Genomic DNA, 17733 nt, shown 5'->3' on the forward strand with positions numbered 1-17733 from the left:
ATGAGTCGCCTGCTGATACGCAACGCCCGCCTGGTCAACGAGGGCCAGGTATTCGACGCCGACGTGCTGGTCGCCAATGGCCGTATCGAGAAGATTGCCGCCAGCATTGAAGGCGCTGACGAACCGGTGGAAATCGACGCCAAAGGCCAGTGGTTGCTGCCGGGAATGATCGATGACCAGGTGCATTTTCGCGAACCCGGCGCGCCAGACAAAGGCAGTTTCTACAGCGAATCCCGTGCCGCGGTGGCCGGCGGTATCACCAGCTTCATGGACATGCCCAACACCCAGCCAGCCACTTTGAACCTGCAAGCCTTGGCCGATAAGAAGCACCGTGCTGCGTTGCACTCAGTGGCCAACTACGGCTTTCACTTTGGCGTAAGCAACGACAATCTGGATATCGTCGCCGGCCTCGACCCCTGTGAAGTGGCTGGAGTCAAAGTGTTCATGGGCGCCTCCACCGGCAACATGCTGGTGGACGACCCACGTATTCTGGAACGTTTGTTTGCCGACGTGCCGACCATTCTGCTCGCGCACTGCGAACACACTCCGAGCATCCTGGCCAACGAGCAACGCTTGCGCGAGCGTTTTGGCGAGCGCATTCCCGCTGTCGCTCATCCACTGATCCGCGACGCCGAAGCGTGTTATCGCTCGTCATCGTATGCCGTGGAACTGGCCCAGCGCCACGGCACGCGACTGCACGTGCTGCACCTGACCAGCGCCCGTGAACTCGCGTTGTTCGAAGACAAGCCCCTGGCCGAAAAACACATCACCGCCGAGGTCTGCCTGCATCATCTGCTGTTCGACGATCGCGACTATCACCGCCTCGGCCACCAGATCAAATGCAACCCGGCCATCAAGACACGCGCCGACCGCGACGCGCTGCGCCTGGCGTTATTAAGTGATCGTCTGGATGTGATTGGCACTGACCATGCGCCGCATACCTGGGCGCAAAAACAATTGGGCTATCGTGAAGCACCCTCGGGTTTGCCCCTGGTGCAGCACGCCCTGCCGGCACTATTGGAGTTGGTGGCCGACGGGCATTTGCCTCTGACCACACTGGTGGCGAAAACCAGTCATCGTGTGGCCGACCTGTTTGCCATTCCTGATCGCGGTTACCTGCGTGAAGACTATTGGGCCGATCTGGTGTTGATCAAACCTGAGCCTCAGGGCAAACCGGTCAGCAGCCAACCGATTCTCGCCCGTTGCGGCTGGACACCCTTTGCAGAGCGCAGCTTTCGTCACAGCGTGAGCACCACGCTGGTGTCCGGCCACCTGGCCTGGCACAACGGCCAGGTGGTCGACAGTTGCCAGGGCTTGCCCCTGCATTTTCTGCGTTAAGCGCGGGGTTTGACCGTACCGCAATCGTTGCCCAGCCACTGAGCGTGGCTGTCCAGGCTGCCCTTCTGCTGGATGCCGGTGGCATTGAACGTACCGTTGACGGTGGTGGTGAATTCCTTCTGGCTTTGGAAGGTCGCTACACCAGTGCCCTGGGCTTTGGGGCAGCTGAAACGGAACTTCCATTGGTTGCCGGTCTTGTCAGTCACTTCCTGCTTGCAGCCCGATTGCGGGTCGGTCAGCGGGATGGAATCGGTGGCAACCTGGGCTGGGGTCAGGCACACCTGCACACCCTTACCGGCCATGTTGATGCCTTGCTTCTCGAGCATGGCGCGCTGTTCAGGAGTCATTTGTTGCTTGAGCTGACCGAGGATCAGCGACAGGTCCGGCAGGTCCTGGTTATCGACTTTCATATTACTGGTGGTCAATTCCCACAAGCCCGGCGCCAGCATCTGCGCCTGCGCCGCCACCGGCAGCGACAAACCAACAACCATGGCCAAACCAAGCAGACGAGCATTCATCGGGTAACTCCTGGGTAATTGTCGGCGTTAGACGTCGTAAAGCGGCCAGTGTTGCACGGCAAATAAAATAGCGACATTCGCAGCGGTTCATGGTCTGTTACGCACTGGACTGCCTGGAGTTACGTCGTTCATGGATTTCTTTGGCCCGCACCTGCTCGCCTACTTCATTGCCACGCTGCACGTTCTCGGGAGCCTCGCCGCAATTCACGCGGTACTGACTGTCCGCACCGCCCAAGGCTCGATCGCCTGGGCCTTGTCGCTGATGTTCATGCCTTACCTGACGCTGATCCCTTACCTGATCTTCGGCCGCAGCACCTTCGACGCGTACATCCAGGCCCGCCGCCAGGCCAACCAGGAAATGCACACGGCGATCGCCGAACTGAATTGGCGCCCGTGGGTAGAGGAAGCGCTCGCGGCGCGCAACTCCAGTGCCTATGCCTCCCTGCGAGCCATGCCCAAGCTCGGGCGCATGCCGTGTCTGGCCAATAATGAAGTGCGCCTGTTGATCAATGGCGAGGCTACTTTTGGCGCGATTTTCGAGGCGATTCGCAACGCCAGGACCGCCGTGCTGTTCCAGTTTTTCATCATCCATGACGATGAGCTTGGCCGCCAATTGCAGGTGCTATTGAAGGAAAAGGCCGCCCAGGGCGTCGACATTTACGTGCTGTACGACCGCATCGGCAGCCACGCCCTGCCCCATCGCTACGTACAATCGCTGCGCGACGCCGGGGTGCAGGTCAAGGCGTTCGCCACCCGCAGCGGCTGGCTCAATCGTTTCCAGGTCAACTTCCGTAACCATCGCAAGATCGTGGTGGTGGACGGTATCACCGGCTTTGTCGGCGGGCACAATGTGGGCGATGAGTACTTGGGCAAAAAGCCGCCGCTGGCGCCATGGCGCGATACCCATGTACAGGTCACCGGCCCAGTGGTGGCCTGCCTTCAGGAGTCGTTTGCCGAAGACTGGTTCTGGGCGGCGCGGCAACTGCCGCCGCTGATCCTGCCGGATGCCTACCCCGAAGACGGCGTGCTCTGCCAACTGCTCGCCAGTGGCCCGGCAGACCCCTATGAAACCTGCTCGCTGTTTTTCGTCGAGGCCATCCACGCCGCGACCGAGCGGGTATGGATTACCAGCCCGTACTTCGTCCCCGACGAAGCCGTATTCGCCGCACTGCGCCTGGCGGTATTGCGCGGGGTGGACGTGCGCCTGTTGCTGCCATCGCGGCCCGACCACCGTATCGTATATGCCGCCTCCAGCCTTTACGCCATCGAAGCCGTGCGCGCAGGTGTGCGGGTGTTCCGCTACAAGCCCGGGTTTCTGCATCAGAAGGTGGTGTTGGTAGACAGCGAAATCAGCGCCATTGGCAGCGCCAACATGGACAACCGTTCGTTCCGACTGAATTTCGAAGTGATGTTGCTGACAGTGGATGAGGCTTTCGCCAGCCAGGTTGAACACATGCTGCTGGACGATTTTGCCCTGTCCCATGAAGTCAGTCAGGAAGAAAGCCGCGAGACGCGACGCCTGCAACAGTTGGGGATGCGGGTGGCGCGCTTGATCTCACCGATTCTCTAACAGACAACGCAGGGAAAATGTGGGAGGGGGCAAGTTTCCTCCCACATTTGGATCTTCAGTGTTCTGGAAAATCGGGTTAGCGGTAGAGATCTTCCCGCGTCCACGGCAGTTCATGACCACCATCGGCATGGGGTTTGACCGCCAATATCTGGTGCAAGTTGATCCAGCCCCGGGCAAACGCATAAGCGCAACCGGCCAGGTACAGCCGCCAGATGCGCAGCGCCTGCTCCGGCACCATCTTTGCCGCCGCTTCCAGATTGTCTTCCAGGCGCTCGCTCCAATGGTCCAACGTGCGGGCGTAGTGCAAGCGCAAACTTTCGACATCCACCACTTCCAACCCGACCTCGCTGATCTCGGCAGTCATCATCGCCAGGTGAGGCAGTTCGCCGTTGGGAAATACGTAGCGCTCGATAAACTCCCCGGCGCCTCGGCCTACCGGGCGGCCATCGGTATGTTTGGCGGTAATGCCATGGTTCATCACCAGGCCGCCTTCACGCACGGCACCGAACAGCGTCTGACAGTACTGTGCCAGGTTGGCGTGGCCGACGTGTTCGAACATACCCACGCTCACCACTTTGTCGAAGCGGCCATCCTGGGGCAGGTCGCGGTAGTCGAGCAGTTGCAGGTCGACCTGATCCTCCAGGCCTTCGGCTTTCACCCGCTCCCTGGCCAGCGCCAGCTGTTCCTTGCTCAAGGTGATACCAAACACCTTGACTCCGAATTCCCGCGCCGCAAACCGCGCAAGCCCGCCCCAACCACACCCAACGTCGAGCAGGTACTCGCCCGGCTGCAGCCGCAGTTTGCGGCACAGGTGACGGAATTTGTCTTGCTGGGCCTGGTCGATGGATTCGCTGCCGGTTTCGAAATAACCGCAGGAATACGCCATGTCCTGATCCAGCCATAGTTGGTAGAACTCGTTGGACAGGTCGTAATGGTAGGAAATGGCCGCCGCGTCGGTGGCCTTGTCGTGGATCGAGCGCACCGGACGGCTGCCTTCGTCGTCATCGATCAAGGCGTGGCTCAACTCGTCACATACCCTGATCACCTCGGTGATGGAGCCTTCCAGCTCCAGTTTGCCTTCGACGAAGGCTTCGCCCAGTGAATCGAGCGTTGGGTGGGTCAGCTTGGACACCATCGTGGGGTCCTTGACCACAATCGTCACACTGGGCTCAGGACCCAAGTTGAATTCATGGCCGTCCCAGAGTCGAAGACGCAACGGTAGCTGAAGATTCTGTAAGGCCGGTGGAAGTTGCGCGAGCATGAGTAATCCCCCCTTGTTTCAGACGTCTGGAGTGAGGGTAGACCATCCGAAGACAAAGTAGGAGGCTATCGATTTAATAGCACGTCTCTATGGGGCTCGGAGTTCAAGCAAACCGTCCTGGATCCACTGTTTCAGCCATGTGGCCGCTTGCAGCGACGCACCCTCTGAATAAGTGACTGCCAACTCTGCGCACAGTTCTGAAAAATTCCAGCCGGTAGTCACCATCCCTGCCAGTGCACAGGCCTCGTCCGGCTCCAGGCTGCGGTAGTGACACACATTCTGATGACGCCATACCAGGCAGATTTGCATCGGGTCCAGCGCCTTGCTGCCGGGAAAACCCGATGCATCCTTGCTGGCTCGCCAGATCGCCACCGTGTTGAAACGGCACAGCAAATGCTGCACTGAAGGCGCCAGGCTTACCTGTAGCGCCGGCCAGTCCCCAGGCGCCAATTGCGCCATGTCATTCACGGTCAGCGGCGTACCCTGGGGTGCATCGAACGCCAGGGTAAACGCCCACTCCAGGCGCGCCAACTCAGCCAGCGGCGCACTGTGTTCTGCGACCAAGTGCTCAAGGATAAACATCGAAAAGCGCTCACCGAGCCAACGCAGGCTGTAGTGGGCCGAGGGGTAACGGCGAATGTAGGCTTCGCTCAGCGCGGCAAATTCATCATCCCCCAGCCAATATCGGATAGCGCTGAAGTCATGGCACAGCACTTCCTTCAATCGCGACAGATAGGCGTTGTGGTAAATCGCCAGGCCGGTGTCCACATCCAGGGTCGGCCCCCCCAGCAAGGTGGCGGCAAAGCTGCTGTTGGCCGCGCAAGGTTCAGATAACAGGTGCTCTTCAAAAGCCAATTGCCAGTCGATCAGGCGCATAGCGATTTCCTGGCCAGGGCACTGGCTGCCAGCTCGCGGGCCTTGCTCAACTCAGTGAGCAATTCTTCGAACGGCGGGAAATGATCATCGCGCTCCAACAGCGTCGACACCGGCCCCAAATGCTCCAGGGTCTGTTGGTAAAGCGCCCACACCGGGTCGCACACGGGATGGTCGTGGGTGTCGACCACATAGTCGCCGTAGTCCATATGCCCGGCGAGGTGCAGTTGGCGGATGCTCTCGGGCGGCAGGTTGCGGATAAACGTCCAGGCATCAAAGCCATGGTTACGCGCACTCACATACACATTGTTCACGTCCAGCAACAACTGGCACCCGCTCAGGTGGGCCAAAGCGTTGAGGAACTCCCACTCGGTGAACTCATCAGCCTTGGAGCGCACATAGCTGGAGACGTTTTCCAGCACCAGCGGGCGCTGCAACACGTCCTGCACCTGACGCACACGACCGGCCACGTGATAGAGGCTTTCTTCGGTGTAGGGCAGCGGCAGCAGGTCATGCAGCTGATGCGCGCTGCCGCGGCTCCAGCACAGGTGATCGGAAATCCAGGCCGGCTGGATGCGCTCGGAGAGCTGTTTGATTTGCGCAAGGTAATCGGTATCGAGGGCATGGGGCCCACCGATGGACAAGGACACCCCGTGCATTACCACGGGGTAACGCTCGGCTATCGCATCCAGGTAGTACAAGGCTTTGCCGCCCTGCACCAGATAATTCTCGGAGATCACTTCGAACCAATCCACGGCCGGCGACTGTTCGAGGATCTGCTGGTAGTACTCACTGCGCAGCCCCAGGCCGTAACCGAGGCTCGAAAAAGAAGTGGGCATAAGACGCTCCAGGAAAAGTGTCCGCAGCGACGGGGGGCGGTCGCTGCGGTTGCACTCGGTTGCCGTTACTCGCCGACGGTACCGCCCTTCTCGTCGCACATCGCCTTGCTCATGGACAGGAAGCCCTGGCCTTTGCAGGAACCTTGACCTTTGCACGCGTGATCTTTGGTCTTGCAGTCGTTCTGCCCTTTACAAGCGTTGACGCCATAGCAATGCACAGTGGCATCGGCTGCGTGTGCCTGAGTGGCCACACCGGCAAACATAGTGGCGGCAGCCATCGCGAGGGCGGCGCCAGCAGCAGCGGATTTAATGCTCATTGTTGTATTCCTCATGATCAGTGGTGAAGTCGGTCCGAACGGATTGTTCAGTCTCGACACACCACTAGAGTGAGGCCCCCCATCGGCGTTACAGCCGTGTGCAAATATTTCTGAAATTATTCATCAAGCTTCAACAGCGGCTCCTGGAAGCGTAATAACCGCCCAGCGTTACCCAGCACCAGCAAGGTACTGAGGTTATGCAGCACCGCCGCAATCATGGCACCCGCCGCGCCCAGCCAGCCAAAGGCCGCGAACACCACAATGGCCAACGTCCAGCCCAGGCCGATGATCACGTTCACCTGCAACGTCTGCCGGCACTGGCGGCTCAAGCGCACGCAGGTACCCAGGCGGCGCAAGTCGCTGCCGATCAACACCACGTCCGCCGATGCGAGTGCGATATCGGCACCGCCCGCCCCCATCGCCACACCAACCACACCGGCCTTGAGCGCCAACGAATCATTGATGCCATCGCCCACCACCATCGGCCGGAAGCCGCTGCTGATTTCACCCAGCACGCGGTTGAGCTTGTCTTCCGGCAAGGCTTGGGCTTCGACATCACTGATGCCCACCTCCAGCGCCAGGCTGTCGGCCACGCTTTGGCGGTCGCCGGTCAGCAGCAACTGGCGGCCCAGGCCCAAATCACGCAACTCTTGCAGGGCCTGGCGCGCCTCCGGCTTGACGCTGTCGGCCAGCAACAGCCAGGCCAGGAAATCGCCGTTCAACGCCAACCCGGCAATAGGGCCGTCATGGTTGGGAACGCCGCTGGTGACGATGCCCAATTGTTCGAACAACTCCGGCCGCCCCAGCGCCGCTTCGCCCTGTTCGGTCTGTGCGACCACGCCCAGGCCCTGACGCTCGCGAATGTCGGTGAGCGCCAGTAACTGCTCCTGAGTCGCCAACCCCGCCAACGCTCGGCTGACCGGGTGACTGCTCGCCGAGCCGAGGCTGGCCGCCAGGTTCAGCAGCTCCTGGCGATCCGGTGCGGTGGTCTCGATGGACTGCAAACGCAGGGTGCCAAAGGTCAGGGTGCCGGTCTTGTCGACCACCAACGAGGTCAGGTCAGCCAATTCTTCGAGAAACGCCGAGCTGCGAATCAGAATCCCATGACGCGCCGCCACGGCGATCCCGGCAATCGCCGTGGCCGGCGCCGACAGCACCAAGGCACACGGGCACGCCGCCACCAGCACCGCCAGCATCGCCTGCGCATCGTTGGTGACGAACCAGGTGACCGCCGCCAGCAACAGCACCAACACCATATAGCTACCGGCATAACGCTCCAGCAGCCGCGTGATCGGCGGCTTGGAGCGCTCGGCGTTCTGCATCAGTGCGATGACTTTGCCCAGGGTCGATTCGTTGCCAGTGCGCGTCACTTCAAGGCGCAGCAGACCATCAAGGTTGATCGCGCCACCAAACACCTGCACACCCGCGCTGGCTTCCAACGGCACCGACTCACCGGTGATTGGTGCCGTGTCCAGGCTCGCCTGGCCGGACAGCACCACGCCATCGGCCGGCACGCGGTCGCCGGCGCGCACTTCGACGATATCACCGGGGTTCAGCGTGGCGTTATCCACTTCGGTGATGGTTCCGTCAGCCTGTACCAAACGGGCGTGGCTGCGGGTGAGTTTGCCCAGGGCATGGATCGCCTCCTGGGAGCCGATCACGCTGCGCTCTTCCAGCACATGGCCGAAGATCATGATGATCGGCAACAACGCGGCGGTGAGCAGATCGCCGGTGGCCCAGGCGCCAAGCATGGCCAGGGCAATCAGTTGGTCAGTGATGCCGTGCAAGCTGGGAAAGCGCAGGCTGTACCAGGCCGAACGCATTACCGGCACCGCCACCAACAGCGATGCCACCCCCAGCAGCAATTGGCTCACACCGTTCTGGTCCGGCGCCAGCCAGCGCCACACCAGGCCCAGCACGAGCAACCCAAGGGCGAGCATGGCCAGGGTCAATTGCCGGGCAGCGCTGCGCTGTTCGGCCGAGGTCAGCATGGGTGCGCTCATTGTTCGGCTCCCTGGATGATCAAGCGGGAGTCGTCTTTGGGGTCGACGGTGGTCACGGAACCCGCCTGGCCGAGAATCTTCGGCAGGCGTTCGCGGTATAGGCGCAACAGCAAGCCGGGGTCTTTGACCTGGGCGAGGCTGGCGACGGTAGCGGTTTGCGCCTGGGCATTGGCCAAGCGTTCGCTGGCCTGGGCGTGGGCGACTTGCACCTGGCGGTCAGCCTCCTGATTCGCGGTCTGGGTGAGTTTTTCCGCTTCGGTGCGGGCGTTGGCCACCGCTTTATCCGCTTGCTGGCTGGCAGTCAGCACTGCGTTGAAGGCATTCACCGCCGGGCCCGGCAGGCTCGATTGCACATCGATGCGGGTGACTTCGATGCCCAGGCCCAAACCGCTGGCGGCCAAATCGGCCAGGCGTTTATTGATGCCTTGCACCAGATCGCCGCGCAGGCGCTCGCGGCGTTCGGCGGCGCCGTTGTCGCTGCCGATCAGTTCCGGGCGTGCTACCAGGATGGTGTCCAGATCCCGCGCTGCCGTCAGGGCTACGGCACTGCGCGTCACCAACCGATCCAGCGCGGGCAACACGTGGTCGCCCTGCAACACGAAGGCATAGGGCTCGGTCACCTTGTAGAACACCCGCACATCCAACTGCACCACCCCGGCATCGCCGGTCAGCAGGTAGCCGGAACCGGCCAGGGCATCGCTCAACGGCGTAGCGAAACTGGCCACGCGATCAGCCTGCAGCGCCGCGTCGGAACGTAGCAGGTTCTCCACTCGGCGCTCGATCACCCGGTCCGCCGCCGGCAACAACACCACCTGCTCGAACGGCTGCGGCCAGGCCAGCAACAGCCCGGCGTTCTGAATGCGATCAAGGGCGCCGAAGTGCAGGACCACCGCGCGATTCTGCGGGTCGATCTGGCGCACATTGGAAAAGGCCCAGGCCAACGCCGCCAACACAGTGACCGCGTACAGCGCCAGGAAGGTCAGGCGCCCGGCCTGAATCCAAGGGCTGTCGGGACTGCCGCGTTCGCTCATGGCTGGATGTCCTTCGGCCCATCCACCAGGGCGCGGAACGGCGCGGCGTCGGTGCGCAGGATGATTTTGGTACCCGGCGTGACCACCGTGCCCAAGGTATCCAGCGAGCGCAGCAGGTTGTACAGCTGCGGATTACCCGCGTAGGCACGGCCATAAATCTGCGCGGCTTCTACCCGCGATTGCGCTTCGATATCGGCGGCTTTCACCGTCGCATCGGCCTGCACAATGCGCGCATCACGCTCGGCGGCGGAGCGGATTTGCGCCGCTTCGCGCTTGCCCACGGCGGTGCGTTCAGTGGCGATGGTTTCCCGCTCGGCGCGCATACGATCAACCGTGGCGGTGAGTGTCACCGAAGGCAATGTCAGGCGCTCGATGCCGACCTGCGCCACGCGCACGCCGTAGGTGGCGAGCAATTGTTGATCAATCTGCTGGCGCAACTGCGCTTCAAAATCGGCGATGCGCACTTGGCTGGCGTCGGTGTTGATCAAGCTGGACAGGTCAAAGCTGGCCGCCGTGGTTTCCAGCGCCGAGCCGACGAAGGTGCGGATCTGCCGCGCCGCTTCGTCCGGCTGGTTCTGCACTGCGCGCATGAAGCGCTGCACATTGTCGGCATCGCCCTGCACCTGCCACGCCACATAGGCCTGCACGATAATCCGCAGGCCATCGCGGGTGCCCACATCCTGCAAGCCGCTGGACGTGGTGCGCAGGCGCAGGTCCACCGGGATCGCCGCTTCGAATGGCGCCGGCCAGCGCCAGCCCAGGCCCGGCTCCAACAGCACTCGCGCGGGGTTGCCGAAGCGGGTAATCACCGTGGCCTCGCCGGAGCGCACCTGCACCAGGCTCGCCGCTGCCACGGCAAACAGCACCAGTAACGCCGCCCAGGCCATGCGCCGCCAAGGGAAAGGCCCGGCCGCTTGTTCATCACCATGGTGGTGATGGTGGTGGCCGTGATGATGGTGATGACCGTGATCGTGAGAATGAGCGCTCAACAGACAGACTCCTTATTGAACGGCTTTGCGCGGCGCCAGTGGATCGGCGGGCAAAGTAAAAGAACGCAGATCAATCGTCGGCGCACTGTCGGCGCCCAAACGATGATCCAGAATAAGCAGCTTGGCGTGGGCCAGGCCCAGGCTCAGTTGGCTCAGGTACTGTTCCAGCACGAAAGCCTGGCCCGCAGCGGCATAGGCTTTTTGTTCGGCGGCAAAGCGCAGGTTCGCCGCTTGCGCGCCGGCATTCACTTCGCGGGCGCCGGCCTGGGCCTGATCACGGACGGTGCTGGCTTGCAGCAGCGCCTGGTTGGTCTGCTCGCTGGCCGCGCCACGTTCACGGGCGATCAGTGCCTGGGCGCCGATCTGGGCGGCTTGCACACCGTGGTAAGCATTGGCGGCGCCAGCCGGTGGGTGGATCGCTTCAACCACCGTGGCGAGGATCTCCACCCCGCTGTCGAGGGTGTGCAGGTCTGCTTGCACCGTTCGGCCAATCTCCTCGGCGAGGCTGGTGCGTTGTTCACCGAGCAATTCGTCGAGAGTGCGCGAGGCAAAGTCATGCACCAGGATGCGGCTGGCGGTGCTGCGGATCAGGGTGGGTATGTCCGCGCTGTTGTAAGTGGCGGCAAGCGCAGCCTGGTCGGTGAGGCCGATGCGGTAGACAAATCGCACGTCCATGTTGACGATCTGGAAGCCCTGCTTATCGCCGCTGCTGCTGGCGATGACCTGGGATTTGTCATTCACATGGCTGGCGTCCCACAGGCGGTTGGCAATCAACGGCGCCGGGCCTTCGGCAGCGGCCAGCTCCGGTGTGGCGGCTTCGCTGACGCTGGTCGCCAACTCATGCACCACGCCGTTCTCCACGTTGAGTACGCGACCCAGCGGCCACGGCAAACCCGTATGCAGGCCGGGGCCGAACACCTCGACCGGTTTGCCGAAGCGCTCATAAATCCCACGCCCTTGCAGGGGGACTTCATGCACGCCGGTCAGCGCCCAGCCTACCGTCAGCACCACCAGCAACACCGGCAGGAAAGCCCGGCGCATGTAGGTGAAGGCCCAGATCTGGCGCAGGTCGATGCCAAAACGGTTGTGCAATTCATGCTGCAACGCCAGCAACGGTTGTGGCGGCCAACGCAGCAGGCCGGCGATAAAACTCTGCGCCATCAAGCGCGGCTCAAGGCGCGGCTGGCGCGGGCTGAACAGCGACAGCACGCCCCGCAGCAGGAACTCCAGCGCCACCAGCGCCGGCAACAGGCCGACGAGTGTCGCCAGACGCAGCGGCCACACCGACTCGGCATTGGCAAACAACAGGCAGATGGCACTCAGCACCAGGCAGATAATCGCCACCCGACTCAACTGCGCCAGCTGTGAAGCTTCCGGCCACTGGGCGGCGGTTTCCTGGGCCAGGCGACGCTCGAACACCAGCAAGCCAAAAGCCAGCCCCAATGCCAGCGCCGCACCGATGCTGGCGGACTGACCGATGGCCGCAGCAGGCAAGGCCAGGTTCCAGAACTGGATAACGCTGACCAACGCCAGCAACGACCAGCCCGCCAACCACAGCACCGGTGCGCCAACCTGCGCCAGCAGGCCGTTGCCGAAACGGTTGATCAGCCCCTTGTGCCAGGCAGTGGGCTCAATGGGTTGCTCAATCAACTCAGCGCTCGGCACCTCCAGCGCCTGGGCACGCCAATCAGCCACCCACCAGGCCGACTGCAACCCAGCCACCAACAGCAGCAGGGCCGAAGCGCAGTTGATCAACACCACCGGCCAGATCGACAGTGGCGCAAACAACGCCACGAACAGCGCCAACACCCATCCGCTGATCGCCAGGGTCGTCAGGCTGATACCCGCTTGGCGTAACCGACGGGCATGGAACAGCCCTTGCTGAAAACGCGCCAGGCCTTCTACGGAGGCGCCGTCAGCTTCTAAATCCACCTGCATCCGCTCAATGCCCACTTGCACACAATTCGTTACGATATAACACGAAGCGTGAAATTTTTGTTCGCTTTTGCATCCACTCTGAATCCCTTGTGGGAGGGGGCTTGCCCCCGATAGCAGTGTGTCAGTCGACTGATTAGTTACTGATACACCGCAATCGAGGGCAAGCCCCCTCCCACATTTGTTTTGCTGTGCTCTCTGGAGTGTGACTAACCCCCTATAAACACGAGCCATCACTGGTGTCGGCTGCGATTAATCGGCACACTCCGAAACAGCTTTTCGCGGGTTCACGGACAAGGAAGCGCCACCCCATGATTTCCATCTACCAACTCAAACCGCGGTTTCAAAACCTGCTGCGCCCGCTTGTGCAGCGCCTCTACGACAACGGCACCACCGCCAACCAGATCACCGTGCTGGCCGGCGTTATTTCCCTGCTGGTGGGGTTGTTGATCGCAGGCTTCGCCCAACACCTCTGGCTGTTTGCGTTGATCCCTTTATGGATGATCGTGCGCATGGCCCTCAACGCCATCGACGGTATGCTCGCTCGGGAGTTCGGCCAGCAGTCACGCCTCGGCGCTTACCTCAATGAACTGTGCGATGTGATCGCCGACAGCGCGCTGATCCTGCCCTTTGCCCTGATCCCCGGCGTGAGCCCGGTGCCGGTGGTGCTGGTGACACTGCTTGCGGTCTTCAGCGAGTACGCCGGTGTGTTGGGGCCGATGGTGGGCGCCTCGCGTCGCTATGACGGGCCGATGGGCAAGAGTGATCGGGCTTTTGTACTGGGTGTACTGGCCACCGGCGTGGCGCTGGGCTGGCTCGGCGCCGGTTGGGTCGAGGCGGTGATGTGGCTGGTCGCCGCCCTGCTCGCCTATACCTTGGTCAACCGGGTGCGCCAGGGCCTCAAAGAACAGCCACAAACTCCCCCTTCTGCATAAGGAATTTGCGATGCGCGAACAGCAAGAGCACACCTTCAGTACCCATGATGGCGTCGAGCTTTTCTACCGGCACTGGCCGGCCACGGCAGACGCCGGGCCGCGCAAGGCAATCCTGTTGTTCCATCGCGGCCATGAGCACTCCGGACGTATTGCCCACCTGGTGGATGAACTGGACTTGCCGGGGTTTGATTTCTTCGCCTGGGACGCCCGCGGCCACGGCCAATCCCCCGGCGAGCGCGGCGACAGCCCCAGCTTTGCCACCAGTGCCCGTGATGTGCAGACCTTCTGCGACCATATCGGCGCCACCTACGGCATCGAAGAGCAAAACCTGGCCGTGATCGCCCAAAGCGTCGGCGCAGTGATCGCGGCCACCTGGGTTCACGATTACGCGCCGAAGATCCGCGCCCTGGTGCTCGCCTCGCCCGCCTTCAAGGTCAAGCTGTACGTGCCCTTCGCCCGCCCGGGCCTGGCCCTGATGCGCAGGTTTCGCGGCAACTTTTTCGTCAACAGCTACGTCAAGGCCAAGTTCCTCAGCCATGACCCGGAACGGGTGGCGTCCTACGACAGCGACCCGCTGATCACCAAAGCCATCTCGGTGAATGTGCTGCTTGGCCTGTACGAAGCGGCCGACCGGGTTGTAGCCGACGCCCAGGCGATCCAGGTGCCAATCCAGTTGCTTATCTCCGGCTCCGATTTTGTGGTGCACCGTAAACCCCAGCAGCAATTTTTCGACCGCCTCGGCAGCCTGAAAAAAGAGCTGCATATCCTCCCTGGGTTTTTCCACGACACCCTCGGTGAACGTGACCGAGCCGTGGCCGTGAGCAGCGCCAAACGCTTTATCCTGCAGAACTTCGTACACCCGCTGGACCGCGCCTCTCTACTGGACGCCGATAAACTCGGCGCCACGTGCGCCGAATCCGAATCCCTCGCCGCGCCACTGCCACGCAATTCCCTGCGCGACCTCTACTGGCGCATGACCCGCGCCAGCATGGGCCTGGGCAAGAACCTGTCGGACGGCGTGAAACTGGGCTTCGACACCGGTTTCGACTCCGGCAGCACGCTGGACTACGTGTATCGCAATAAGCCTACCGGCAAGGGCGGGCTGGGGCGGATGATCGACACCAACTACCTCAACTCCATTGGCTGGCGCGGTATTCGCCAGCGCAAGCTGAACGTCGAGGAACTGCTGCGCCTGGCCATGACCAAGCTGCGTGACGAGCACCGCGAGGTCCGTATCGTCGATATCGCCGCCGGCCACGGCCGTTACATCCTTGAAGCCTTGCAGGGCGTATCGCCGTTGCCGGAGTCGATCCTGCTGCGCGACTACAGCGACATCAACGTGCGCGACGGTGGCGCGCTGATTCGCGAGAAGGGCTTGGGGGACATCGCCCAGTTCGTCAAAGGCGATGCGTTCGACCGCGCTGACCTGGCCGCCCTGGACCCCAAGCCGACCCTGGCCGTGGTGTCTGGCCTGTATGAGTTGTTCGCCGATAACGCCATGGTCGGTGGTTCACTGGCGGGGCTGGCCGACGCCGTGGAGCCGGGGGGTTACCTGGTCTACACCGGGCAGCCGTGGCACCCGCAGTTGGAGCTGATTGCCCGCGCGCTCACCAGCCACCGCCAGGGCCAGGCCTGGGTGATGCGTCGGCGCAGCCAGGCGGAAATGGACCAGTTGGTTGAAGCCGCAGGCTTTCGCAAGATCACCCAGCGCGTGGATGAATGGGGCATTTTCACTGTGTCCCTGGCACAGAAGATCTGAACATGCGCGAACCCGGCTTATTGAAACCAGCGGTGCTCTGGCTGCTGCTGTTGGCGCCGCTGTTTTTCAGCACCTACGGCTTCGCCACCTGGGTCACCAGCCAGCGCAGCGACGTCGGCACGCTGGTGTTCGGCTGGGAAAGCCATATGCCGTTCTGGGCCTGGACCATCGTGCCCTATTGGTCCATCGACCTGCTCTACGGCTTCTCTCTGCTGCTGCCCAATACACGGCATGAGCTGAAACAACATGCACTGCGCCTGCTGAGTGCGCAGGTGATTGCCGTCAGCTGCTTCCTGATCTGGCCGCTGCGCTTCACCTTTGAGCGGCCAGAGCTGGACGGGGTGTTTGGCTGGCTATTCGCGGTGCTGGCCGGTTTCGACAAACCGTTCAACCAGGCACCTTCGCTGCATATCGCACTGCTGGTGATCCTGTGGGTCATGTACCAGCGGCACACCCAGGGGGGCTGGCGCTGGGTGGTGAACGGCTGGTTTGCGCTGATCGGCATCTCGGTGCTGACCACTTATCAACATCACTTTATCGACTTACCCACAGGCGCCCTCGCGGGGTGGCTGTGCGTGTGGTTATGGCCAGTGGAGCACCCGAGCCCATTGTTGAGTGCGCGGTTGACGCGGGATACCCAACGCTGGCGCCTGGCTGTGCGCTACGGGCTGGGCACGCTATTACTGCTGGCACTTGCCCTGGTACTGGGCGGCGGCTGGCTGTGGCTGCTGTGGCCAGCGGTTTCCCTGGGTTTGATCACCGCCAACTACCTTGTGATCGGCGCGTCGGGCTTTCAAAAACGTGCGGATGGCCGCCTTACGCCTGCAGCCCGCTGGTTGTATGCGCCTTATTTAGCGGGTGCGTGGGTCAATTCGCGGCTGTGGACACGCAAACATCCACAGCCGGACCTGATTGTGGATAACGTCTGGCTGGGGCGCATTCCTACGGCCAGCGAGCAGGGCTCGTTCAGGGCCATTGTCGATCTGTGCGCCGAACTGCCGATTAATCCACTGGGCCGCGCTTATGCCTGCGTGCCGGTACTGGACCTCGTCACCCCGACAGCCGACGAATGCCTGAAAGCCGCACACGCCATTGAACGCCTGCGAACGAGCGGCCCCTTGCTGGTGTGCTGCGCCCTCGGTTACTCCCGTAGCGCCACTGCTGTCGCCGCCTGGCTGCTGAATACTGGCCGAGCCGCCACGGTCGATGAAGCACTGGCTATTATTCGTACAGCACGGGCCTCTGTGGTCCTGCACCCCGCACACCGTAAAGCGTTGGAGGGTTTGCACCATGCACCCTGATATGGAACTCCAGATAGTTGCCAGCCTTCTACGCCGTGGCCGTTCCCTGGATCAGTTATCCACAGGCCTGACGTTGCTCGGCATACTGTTCGGCCTCGCCCAATTGTTGTTGGCCAGTATCTCGACGATCTGCCTGCTGCTGGCCCTGTGGATGATCGTGCTGGGCCTGCTGCAAAAGTACTGGGCGCTGCGAGTGGCCTTCGACGCCGACCTGTTCGCCATGCTGGCCCGCGACGTTACCCGCACTCCAGACCTTGACCAGGCCCTGCAAACCCTCGGCCTGCAATCGTCCAAGCGAGCCGGTCGGCCGTGGACCGAACGCCGCCGTGGCGCCCTTAAACTATTGCGTAAACAAGCCTGGTTGCTGGGCGCGCAAGCGCTGCTGACTTTGGGCGTCATCCTCGCCAGCCCTTGGCTGCCTTTCGCCGGATAAGGAATTCCCATGTTCGAACCCGTGGTCGCCACGCTGATTACCTCCATGGCCCGCACCGTCACCGGCGCTCGCAGCCTGTGGCTGGGGTGCGCGCCAGTACCGGTGCAACGCATCTATTTCGCCAACCACAGCAGCCACGGTGACTTCGTGCTGGTGTGGGCGTCGCTGCCGCAGAACCTGCGCAAATTCACACGCCCGGTGGCGGGCAGTGATTACTGGAACAAGAGCGCGCTGCGCCGCTACATCATCAACCGGGTGTTCAATGGCGTGCTGATCGACCGCGAGCGCAAAGAGCCTGTGGATAACCCATTGCTGCCCATGCTCGCGGCTCTGGAAGGCGGTGACTCGCTGATCATCTTTCCAGAAGGCACGCGTAATCTTGAGGATGGCTTGCTGCCGTTCAAAAGCGGTTTGTATCACCTGGCAAAAAGTTACCCACAGGCCGAGTTGGTTCCCGTGTGGATAGCCAACCTCAACCGGGTTATGCCCAAAGGGCGCGTGCTGCCACTGCCGTTGTTATGCACAACCAGCTTCGGTGCCCCCCTGCAATTGGAAGAAGGCGAAGACAAAGCCGCATTCCTCGCCCGCACCCGCGCCGCCCTGCTCGCCCTCGCCCCGGAGCACTCCTGAA

The 17733-nt window shown here is 62.2% G+C and carries 16 protein-coding genes; 7 read left to right on the forward strand and 9 right to left on the reverse strand.

The window, feature by feature from the left end; genetic code table 11:
* Nucleotides 1-1338 (forward strand): dihydroorotase, encoded by a 1338-nt coding sequence (locus E3O56_RS01985; protein ID WP_248127730.1) that lies wholly within the window; start codon nucleotides 1-3, stop codon nucleotides 1336-1338.
* Here the strand turns inward: E3O56_RS01985 and E3O56_RS01990 are convergent.
* A complete protein-coding gene (locus E3O56_RS01990) occupies nucleotides 1335-1856 on the reverse strand; it encodes a DUF3617 domain-containing protein (protein WP_005792583.1) in 522 nt (173 codons plus the stop codon). The genes E3O56_RS01985 and E3O56_RS01990 overlap by 4 nt on opposite strands.
* Nucleotides 1857-1986: 130 nt before the next feature.
* On the opposite strand from E3O56_RS01990, the gene cls reads away from it, so the two are divergent.
* The gene (cls, locus tag E3O56_RS01995; protein WP_005792584.1) at nucleotides 1987-3426 is read left to right on the forward strand and encodes a cardiolipin synthase; all 1440 of its coding nucleotides are present in this window, start codon (nucleotides 1987-1989) and stop codon (nucleotides 3424-3426) included.
* Between the two features lie 76 nt (nucleotides 3427-3502).
* On the opposite strand, the gene cfaB is transcribed toward cls, so the two are convergent.
* The 8 genes from cfaB to E3O56_RS02035 form a co-directional block, all read right to left on the reverse strand.
* On the reverse strand, nucleotides 3503-4687 hold the full coding sequence (cfaB, locus tag E3O56_RS02000; RefSeq protein ID WP_005792585.1) for a C17 cyclopropane fatty acid synthase CfaB: 1185 nt from the start codon (nucleotides 4685-4687) through the stop codon (nucleotides 3503-3505).
* Nucleotides 4688-4774: 87 nt separating this feature from the next.
* Nucleotides 4775-5563: a DNA-binding domain-containing protein gene (locus E3O56_RS02005; protein ID WP_148853766.1), complete on the reverse strand. Its 789-nt coding sequence runs from the start codon at nucleotides 5561-5563 to the stop codon at nucleotides 4775-4777.
* Complete coding sequence (locus E3O56_RS02010) at nucleotides 5554-6399, reverse strand: DUF692 domain-containing protein (RefSeq protein WP_216090506.1); 846 nt, start codon at nucleotides 6397-6399, stop codon at nucleotides 5554-5556. The genes E3O56_RS02005 and E3O56_RS02010 overlap by 10 nt, the downstream gene beginning before the upstream one ends.
* Nucleotides 6400-6464: 65 nt before the next feature.
* Complete coding sequence (locus E3O56_RS02015; RefSeq protein WP_078822679.1) at nucleotides 6465-6716, reverse strand: hypothetical protein; 252 nt, start codon at nucleotides 6714-6716, stop codon at nucleotides 6465-6467.
* Between the two features lie 116 nt (nucleotides 6717-6832).
* Nucleotides 6833-8719, reverse strand: coding sequence for a cation-translocating P-type ATPase (locus tag E3O56_RS02020; RefSeq protein WP_103734107.1), 1887 nt, complete (start codon nucleotides 8717-8719; stop codon nucleotides 6833-6835).
* Nucleotides 8716-9750 carry a protease modulator HflK gene (locus E3O56_RS02025; protein ID WP_248127732.1) on the reverse strand — a complete coding sequence of 345 codons (1035 nt, stop codon included), beginning with the start codon at nucleotides 9748-9750 and terminating at the stop codon, nucleotides 8716-8718. The genes E3O56_RS02020 and E3O56_RS02025 overlap by 4 nt, the downstream gene beginning before the upstream one ends.
* On the reverse strand, nucleotides 9747-10742 hold the full coding sequence (locus tag E3O56_RS02030; protein WP_164699557.1) for a protease modulator HflC: 996 nt from the start codon (nucleotides 10740-10742) through the stop codon (nucleotides 9747-9749). Before E3O56_RS02030 ends, E3O56_RS02025 begins: the two co-directional genes overlap by 4 nt.
* Nucleotides 10743-10751: 9 nt before the next feature.
* Nucleotides 10752-12677, reverse strand: coding sequence for a protease modulator HflK (locus E3O56_RS02035; protein ID WP_032878627.1), 1926 nt, complete (start codon nucleotides 12675-12677; stop codon nucleotides 10752-10754).
* Nucleotides 12678-12985: 308 nt separating this feature from the next.
* On the opposite strand from E3O56_RS02035, the gene E3O56_RS02040 reads away from it, so the two are divergent.
* From E3O56_RS02040 to E3O56_RS02060, 5 genes are read left to right on the forward strand one after another with little or no spacing between them, the layout of a single operon-like run.
* The gene (locus E3O56_RS02040; protein ID WP_078822683.1) at nucleotides 12986-13609 is read left to right on the forward strand and encodes a CDP-alcohol phosphatidyltransferase family protein; all 624 of its coding nucleotides are present in this window, start codon (nucleotides 12986-12988) and stop codon (nucleotides 13607-13609) included.
* 10 nt (nucleotides 13610-13619) lie between these two features.
* Complete coding sequence (locus tag E3O56_RS02045; protein WP_248127734.1) at nucleotides 13620-15368, forward strand: bifunctional alpha/beta hydrolase/class I SAM-dependent methyltransferase; 1749 nt, start codon at nucleotides 13620-13622, stop codon at nucleotides 15366-15368.
* A gap of 2 nt (nucleotides 15369-15370) precedes the next feature.
* The gene (locus E3O56_RS02050; protein WP_248127736.1) at nucleotides 15371-16669 is read left to right on the forward strand and encodes a phosphatase PAP2/dual specificity phosphatase family protein; all 1299 of its coding nucleotides are present in this window, start codon (nucleotides 15371-15373) and stop codon (nucleotides 16667-16669) included.
* Nucleotides 16659-17102 carry a hypothetical protein gene (locus E3O56_RS02055; RefSeq protein WP_032878622.1) on the forward strand — a complete coding sequence of 148 codons (444 nt, stop codon included), beginning with the start codon at nucleotides 16659-16661 and terminating at the stop codon, nucleotides 17100-17102. The genes E3O56_RS02050 and E3O56_RS02055 overlap by 11 nt, the downstream gene beginning before the upstream one ends.
* Nucleotides 17103-17111: 9 nt before the next feature.
* Complete coding sequence (locus E3O56_RS02060; RefSeq protein ID WP_223017799.1) at nucleotides 17112-17732, forward strand: lysophospholipid acyltransferase family protein; 621 nt, start codon at nucleotides 17112-17114, stop codon at nucleotides 17730-17732.
* Nucleotide 17733 lies beyond the last annotated feature (1 nt).

This window comes from Pseudomonas sp. W2Aug9, from assembly GCF_023127755.1.
In the GTDB taxonomy this organism is placed as follows: Bacteria; Pseudomonadota; Gammaproteobacteria; order Pseudomonadales; family Pseudomonadaceae; genus Aquipseudomonas; species Aquipseudomonas synxantha_A.